Source organism: Actinomycetospora sp. (assembly GCF_036497245.1).
Taxonomy (GTDB): domain Bacteria; phylum Actinomycetota; class Actinomycetes; order Mycobacteriales; family Pseudonocardiaceae; genus Actinomycetospora.
In genome coordinates this window covers 1-6,370 of the sequence record NZ_DASXJS010000021.1, presented here as the reverse complement: position 1 = coordinate 6,370, position 6,370 = coordinate 1, and the positions used below count along the sequence as shown (strand labels likewise).

Annotated in this window: 9 protein-coding genes and 1 pseudogene; 2 read left to right on the top strand and 8 right to left on the bottom strand. The window is 71.4% G+C overall.

From position 1 onward, the window contains the following. Positions 1-717 (top strand): coproporphyrinogen-III oxidase family protein (locus VGI02_RS02875; protein WP_414638180.1); only part of this gene is annotated, 717 nt, incomplete at its 5' end. A gap of 421 nt (positions 718-1,138) precedes the next feature. On the opposite strand, the gene VGI02_RS02870 is transcribed toward VGI02_RS02875, so the two are convergent. From VGI02_RS02870 to VGI02_RS02850, 5 genes are all read right to left on the bottom strand, one after another. Further along, a complete protein-coding gene (locus VGI02_RS02870; protein WP_331625742.1) occupies positions 1,139-1,318 on the bottom strand; it encodes a hypothetical protein in 180 nt (59 codons plus the stop codon). A gap of 109 nt (positions 1,319-1,427) precedes the next feature. Beyond that, a complete protein-coding gene (locus VGI02_RS02865) occupies positions 1,428-1,745 on the bottom strand; it encodes a hypothetical protein (RefSeq protein ID WP_331625741.1) in 318 nt (105 codons plus the stop codon). An 11-nt stretch (positions 1,746-1,756) separates the two neighbouring features. Next, entirely contained in the window at positions 1,757-2,980 is a 1,224-nt protein-coding gene (locus VGI02_RS02860; protein WP_331625740.1) for a WXG100-like domain-containing protein, read from the bottom strand. Positions 2,981-2,984: 4 nt separating this feature from the next. Beyond that, positions 2,985-3,326: a hypothetical protein gene (locus tag VGI02_RS02855; protein ID WP_331625739.1), complete on the bottom strand. Its 342-nt coding sequence runs from the start codon at positions 3,324-3,326 to the stop codon at positions 2,985-2,987. Between the two features lie 79 nt (positions 3,327-3,405). Beyond that, complete coding sequence (locus VGI02_RS02850; protein WP_331625738.1) at positions 3,406-4,017, bottom strand: hypothetical protein; 612 nt, start codon at positions 4,015-4,017, stop codon at positions 3,406-3,408. An 86-nt stretch (positions 4,018-4,103) separates the two neighbouring features. Here VGI02_RS02850 and VGI02_RS02845 point away from each other — a divergent pair, with 86 nt between their 5' ends. Continuing rightward, the gene (locus tag VGI02_RS02845; protein WP_331625737.1) at positions 4,104-4,580 is read left to right on the top strand and encodes a DUF4262 domain-containing protein; all 477 of its coding nucleotides are present in this window, start codon (positions 4,104-4,106) and stop codon (positions 4,578-4,580) included. A gap of 8 nt (positions 4,581-4,588) precedes the next feature. On the opposite strand, the gene VGI02_RS02840 is transcribed toward VGI02_RS02845, so the two are convergent. The 3 genes and pseudogenes from VGI02_RS02840 to VGI02_RS02830 all read right to left on the bottom strand — a co-directional run. Beyond that, entirely contained in the window at positions 4,589-4,999 is a 411-nt protein-coding gene (locus VGI02_RS02840; protein WP_331625736.1) for a DUF7674 family protein, read from the bottom strand. Positions 5,000-5,027: 28 nt separating this feature from the next. Then, on the bottom strand, positions 5,028-5,444 hold the full coding sequence (locus VGI02_RS02835) for a DUF7674 family protein (protein WP_331625735.1): 417 nt from the start codon (positions 5,442-5,444) through the stop codon (positions 5,028-5,030). Further along, a pseudogene (locus tag VGI02_RS02830) lies at positions 5,441-6,370 on the bottom strand (hypothetical protein); the annotation flags it as partial. The gene VGI02_RS02835 and the pseudogene VGI02_RS02830, both read right to left, overlap by 4 nt.

The window sequence follows — 6,370 nt, the reverse complement described above, 5'->3', positions numbered from 1 at the left end:
CCCGGGGCCGCGGTCTCGGTGGCGTCGGCGGCGCGGGCGGCGGGGCTGGCGCACGTGAACCTCGACCTGATCTACGGGACCCCGACGGAGACTCACGACGACCTGCGACGCTCGCTGGACGCGGTGCTGGCCTCCGGGGCCGACCACGTGTCCGCGTACTCGCTGATCGTCGAGGCGGGGACGGCGCTGGCGCGTCGCGTGGCCCGCGGCGAGCTGCCGATGCCCGACGACGACGTGCTCGCCGACCGCTACGAGATCGTCGACGACGTCCTCTCGGCGGCCGGGTTCTCCTGGTACGAGGTGTCGAACTGGGCGGCGTCGGTGGACGCGCGGTGCCGGCACAACCTCGGGTACTGGTCCGGCGGCGACTGGTGGGGTGCCGGGCCGGGCGCGCACTCGCACATCGGCGGGGTGCGCTGGTGGAACGTCCGCCACCCGGCGCGGTACTCGAAGCTGCTGGCGGCCGGCGGGTCGCCGGCCGAGGCGCGTGAGCTGCTCGGACCGGGCGAGCGGCACGTCGAGCAGGTGCTGCTGGAGCTGCGGACGGTTGACGGTCTGGCGGTGTCGGTGCTCGACGACGACGGGCGCGCGGCCGGGCAGCGCGCCGCGGCGGACGGGCTGCTGGTCGGTTCGGCGTGGGAGGACGGTCGGGCGGTGCTGACCCGACGGGGGCGGTTGCTGGCGGACGGGCTCGCGATCTCGTTGACCGGGGCCTGACGGGCGGGCTCGGTGCTGTGTGTATCGACGCGCAGCGCACACACTTCGGGCGGGCGGACTCGGTGCTGTGTGTATCGACGCGCCGCGCACACACTTCGGGCGGGCGAGCTCGGTGCTGTCTGTATCGACGCGCCGCGCATACAACCGTCGCATCGCCCGGGCGGTGATCACGAGTACATGAGGCAGGCGGCGAGGCGATGCGAGCTGCCTAGCGTGCCCCTCGTCGGCGGGGAGCGGGTCGGGAGGCCCGGCCTCGGGTCCTCTCCCGACCATGATCACCGAAACGACGAGGATTCGGACGCGTAGACCTCAGAACCTCGTCGTTCTGGCGATCATGTGGCCAGGGGCAGGCCCTCGGAGCGCCAGACCGGGCCGTCGCGGTCGAAACACGTGATCAACTCTCGTGACCCGGAGGACGGCGTCAGAGGTTGATCGTCGTGAGCTTCTTGCTCGCGCCGAACGACATGGACCGGTGCCCGGACAGGACCAGGCTGAGCATGATCCCGCCGACGAGGAGCAGGATCGCGCCGACCGCCCCGTAGCCCAGGACGAGGCTCGTGAGCGCGCCCGCGAAGATGAACTCGATCACGAGATTGCGCATCATCCGGATCATCTCTGGACCGCCCTCCGCGTCACGCTCCGCATTCGGACGACGACGCTAGTGCGATTGCCTGCTCGGCGCGTCCTCCGATGCGGTCGATCCTCGATGTTCAGCCTCCCGGTGGTCTCAGGTCATCCGCGACGGTGGCGTTCCGTGCCGCGTAGTCGTAGGCGGTGGCGCGGAGGGTGTCGCCGAGCGCGCGGGTGCTCTCGGCCTCGTGGTCGATCGCCGCGAGTCCCTCGGCGGCCTTCGGTTCGTACTGCGCGGCGAAGGTCCGGGCCTGTTCGTCGGTCCCGAGGTAGTTCCCGAGGCCGCCGAGGGCAGCGCGCAGTTCCGTCACGGCGTCGGCGAGGATCCGCGCGGCCTCGTCGAACCGTCCGGCCGCCGCGGCCAGATCGCCCGGCTGCGTCGCGAACCCGTCGTCCACCGGGCGTCTCCCTAGGGGAAGTAGATGCTGCGGTCGTCGAACACGAAGCGGACCGAGTCGGGCGGCTCGTGGCCCTGGACCATGATCCGGCTGATGGCGGCGACGAGGCCCTCACCGGCGGCATCGACGTCGAGGTCGGTCCCGCGGGCGTCGATGACGACGTCGCCGCTGCCGTGGCGGGCGAGCCGGGAGTTCGCGTCCAGGAGGGCGTTCTCGACGGCGGCGCTGGTCGGCTCCGCGGGGCGCATCAGCTCGGTGAGCTGACCGCGGTCGGCAGGGGAGGAGCGGACGAGCGCGGCGGGGTCGGTGCGGGCATGGACGCTGTGGCCCTCGTCCTGGAGCAGCTCGGCGGCGGGTCGTTGGGCCGGGGTGAACGTGGCCGTCGGCGTCTCGTGGATGCCGGGCTTGAAGAGCGGCCCGAGCGCGCCCCGGTTCGCCGGGTCGAGGGCGGCGCTGATGCGGCTGTCGATCTCGGCGAGGTCGGCGACGTCGTCGGGCGCGCCCGTCAGGCCCGGGTTCGGCGGGCCCGGATTCGCTGGGCCCGGGTTCGGTGGGCGCGGGTTCGCGGCTCCGGCTGGTCGTGCCACCGCGCCGGCGATCCCACCCAGGACGCCACTGAACAGGCCACCGGTCATCGCGGAGGTGGTCACCTCGGAGGCGGAGTACCCGCCGTCGTGGAATGCCTGGACCCGCAGCGGCTGCGCCACGGCCATGTCGACCACGGCCCCCTCGACCGCGCCGAAGACCACCCCCACCAGCGCGCCACTGATGATCGTCGCCGCCGTCGCGGAGAGCTCGACCCCGATCGCGCCCGCCGCCGCCACGAGGCTCGCGCTCACCCCTGCGGCGGCGGCCGCCGACGTCCCGAACGTCAGCCACGCGAGCCCGACCCCCGCGACGATCGTCGCGCCCGCGGTGATCGCGAGTTCCTCGACCCGTCGCTTCACGTCCCCGACCGCGTCGGCGTACTCGCGCAGTGCCGCACCCAGGGCCCGGGCGCCGGCGGCGTCGTCGTGCAGCGTCGTCTCGTGCTGTGCCCAGGTGCCGGCGAACCGCCCTGCAGCGTCTCCGTGCCAGTGCGCCCCGGCCTGCGCGGCGCCGGTGCGGCCCACGTCGACGGCCCGGTCCAGCGCGGTGGCCATCCGGTCCCAGGCCTGAGCGGCTTCACGCAGGCCGTCCTCGTCGGCCGACGGCCACCACAGTCCGACCTCGGAGACGATCTCGTCGACACCCACCCCGTCACTCGCCCGCTCGCCCGGCGACGACCCCGACCTGACCCAGCACCAGATCGGTGTCGCCCGGCTTCGCGGACTCGATGTCGGCGAGAAGGTGGATGTAGAACGCGCACCAGGCTGCCTCGATCGGCTTGAGCAGCGGAAACATGTCCGCGTAGTCGGGCGCGATGGTCTCGAGATGGCTTCCGAGCGACGCGGGCGTGAGGTGCAGGCGCAGTGGCGCTGTGGTCTGGAACGGGAGCCCGCTCAGCGTGATCGTGCCTGCAGCGGCGTCCTCGGAGATGGTCCCGAGCTCGGTGAGCTGCTCGAGCAGGTCGTCGTAGAGCTTGCGCTCCAGGGTCTCCACGGGTCCTCCCGGCGGTTCCGACGGTCGTGCCTCTCACCTGCTCGGAGTGCCGCCGGGCCCGTTCGGTTCCCTCGAATTTTCAGCGATCGGGGACGACGAGGGTCGTGATCCGGACCCACGACGGCGTCGTCGGGGTGGATCCGAAGCCGAACCGGACGGGTGGACGGACCGGCGTCATCGGTCCCTGGTGCTGGTTCCCGACGTGGACCTGGGCGTCGGTGATGCGGTGCAGGTCGCGGGCTCCGTAGTACTCGGTGCGGCCGTTTCCGGCGCTCCCGACGGTGCGGACGCCGGGGAGGACGCGCCGGGCGATGGCGTCGATCGTGGCGATCCACCGGGGTGCGGTGGCGAGCCTCGTGGGGACGGCGTGGAGCAGGTGACCGAGGAGATCGCGACGGCCGAGATGGAGAGTGGCGGTCAGGTCGCCTGCGGTGAGGTGGGCGGTGCTGCCGGCGACGTGCATCTCGACGGGCACGAGGCGGACCTCGTCGAAGGTGTAGGTGGTGGCGACGAAGTCGGCGACCTGCTGTGTCGGGGCGAGCAGGACCCGGTGACCGTCGGCCTGCTCGACCATCACGTCGGTGAACGCGCCGTACGGGGAGCTCGGCCAGTGCCCGACGACGAGCCGCAGCCCCGACGCGGTGCCCAGGCCGCCGATCCAGCCGTCGAACCGGTCTGCTGGTGATGTCATCGCCCGTGAGTGTCGGTGGTCGGGCGCATCCTCCGCTCGTCGGGGACGAAGTCCTCGAACAGGACGCGGAGGACGAGATGTGCTGCATGTGTGACGACCCCACGATGATCAAGGGCGACGCGCTGGGGCGGATGGCCGAGATGGTCGAGAAGTACGGCTGGGCGATCGAGGCCGTCGGGGGCGACCGGGTGCGCCCGCCGTGGGCGTACACGGTGGGGCTGACGCTGCGGGGGCTGCCGGAGCTGGTGGTCACCGGTGTGCGAGCTCCGGAGGCCGGGGACGCGTTGAACGAGTGGGCCGACGAGGTGGTCCATCACGGCGAGCGCCTGTCGGCGGGCCAGCGGCTGCGGTGTCCTCACGGCACCGAGACCGAGATCGTCGAGCTCGCGCATCCGGAAGCGCACCTGCTGACGGCGGTCTCGCTGTTCCCGGGGGCGCCGTTGCGGGCGCTGCAGCTGGTGTGGCGCGACGACCGGGGTCAGTGGCCCTGGGACGTCGGATTCCGGAGTCGGCGCGGCGGTCAGCCGGTGCTCGGTCCGCGGTCGGTGGACGGCGGCGGGTGAGCGTGAGTTCAGCGAGTTGGATTCCACACGGTCGTCGGCTTCCAGTTCTCCATGTGTCGAAGCCAGCCACGCAGCGAAGAAGGGAGCTGCTCCACGACCTCACGCCCATCCTCGGACGGGTGGGGGAGAGCCTCGAGGAACCCCGTGGCGATCACGGTCTCCATCTCGTCGTCCCCATCGGCGAAGAGCTCCCCGAGCACCTGCGCGGCGCGCAGGGCGTCCGGGGCGTCGGACCGACCCTCCTGCAGCGAGCTCCAGTACCAGCGGCCGAAGCCACCCAAGAGGACGGTCGAGAGCACCTCGTCGTTGAATTCGACGTGCTCCCGCACCATCTCCGCCGCTCTGGCGGAGGACTTGCCCAGGGCGTCGGCCAGAATCGGCCCCGCCAGGTCGGGCGGCTCGTCATCGGTATCAGCCATCGCGTTCTCCACATCGCTTCCATCAGGTTCAACGACGGCCCTCGGGTTCACTCCCTGGGGGTCGCCACTCCTCCATACGGCGTAGCTGCTCGCGAAGTAGCGCGGGCAGCCGATCAATCACTTCCCGGCCCGGCTCGGACGGATGGGGCATGGCCTCGAGGAACCCCGTGGCGATGACCGTCTCCACACCGTCATCACCGCGTGAATACAGATCCGCCAGAGCCGCAGCTGCACTCAGCGCGTCCTTGGCGTCCGGTGTCCCGGCGTGAACTGCGGTCCGGAACCATTCGCCGACGAGATCGAGCAGGACGGTGGACAACACCTCGTCGTAGTCCTCGACATGCTCCCTGACCATCTCCTCGGCGCGTCGAGACGACGCGCTGAGGGCATCCGCAACGGCGCGCGCGCTCACCTTGTCGATCGAGGGGACGTCCTCGTCGGTCACCGTGTTCTCCCCAGAGCGTCGAGCAGGTCGTCGTACTCCTGCTGGGCTACCTGCCGATCGGCCACGGACGCCCCCAGATTGCGCCGCAGCCAACTGCGCAGGGCCCGCACCGAGTTGTTGGCCTTCTCGGTGTGGAACTTGTCCTTGACACTATTGCCGCTCGCGCGCTCGTATCGAACGGCGTCCGCCGTAGTGCCAGTACCTGCTCGTGTCTCCGAACCGGCTCCTCGATAGAGGCTGTTGACGATGTTGCGGAGCCTCGGATCGGTCACATCGGGGCGCTGGGCCGCTAGGGTCGAGCCGGTGCCCGAGGGACCGGGTTGGAAGGGCTCGACGTGGTCGGGGCCCGAGGCGCTATGAGCCACGGTCATCGCGCCGACCCCCAACGTGGTCGCGCCTGTGGCGATGACGCCGGCCGAGACGACCGCTGCGGGCACGCCCACCACTGCTCCGATCCCGGTGGCGTCCAGGGCTACGCCGCCGATCTCGCCGCCCGCTCCGAGAAAGACTTCCCCCGCGCCGAGCGCCATGGCCCCCACTGCGTGGGGATCGTGCAGTGCCGCGTTGCCGAACGAGGCGAAGGCGTTGCCGACATCCGCGAGGGCCGAGCCGATGCCTGAATCGTCAGGAGCGAGCGCGGACGCCGAGGTTGTTCCCGGGATGAGGCCGTTCAGCTCAGAGCTCGCCTCGGCAAGCGCCCGGGCGGCCGCGTCGTTCGCTCGGAAGGCGCGCTCCTCTGCGAGGACCATGAGCTCCGCGGCGTCGTCCATCCCTCGCTCCGCGATGTCGCGGGCCCGGTCGGCCGTCGGCACTGCTCCCGAGCCGGCGGCTGCGAGAGCTGCCTGACCGTCGACCATCATCTGCTCACCGCGGGCGTAATCCTGCTGGGCGGCCCGCAGTTCGTCGGCGTATCTCGCGAGCGGACC

Coding starts and splice junctions, on each gene's coding strand:
- VGI02_RS02870 (WP_331625742.1), bottom strand. CDS start 1,318: ATGCGCAATCTCGTGATCGAGTTCATCTTCGCGGGCGCGCTCACGAGC.
- VGI02_RS02850 (WP_331625738.1), bottom strand. CDS start 4,017: ATGACATCACCAGCAGACCGGTTCGACGGCTGGATCGGCGGCCTGGGC.
- VGI02_RS02845 (WP_331625737.1), top strand. CDS start 4,104: ATGTGTGACGACCCCACGATGATCAAGGGCGACGCGCTGGGGCGGATG.
- VGI02_RS02840 (WP_331625736.1), bottom strand. CDS start 4,999: ATGGCTGATACCGATGACGAGCCGCCCGACCTGGCGGGGCCGATTCTG.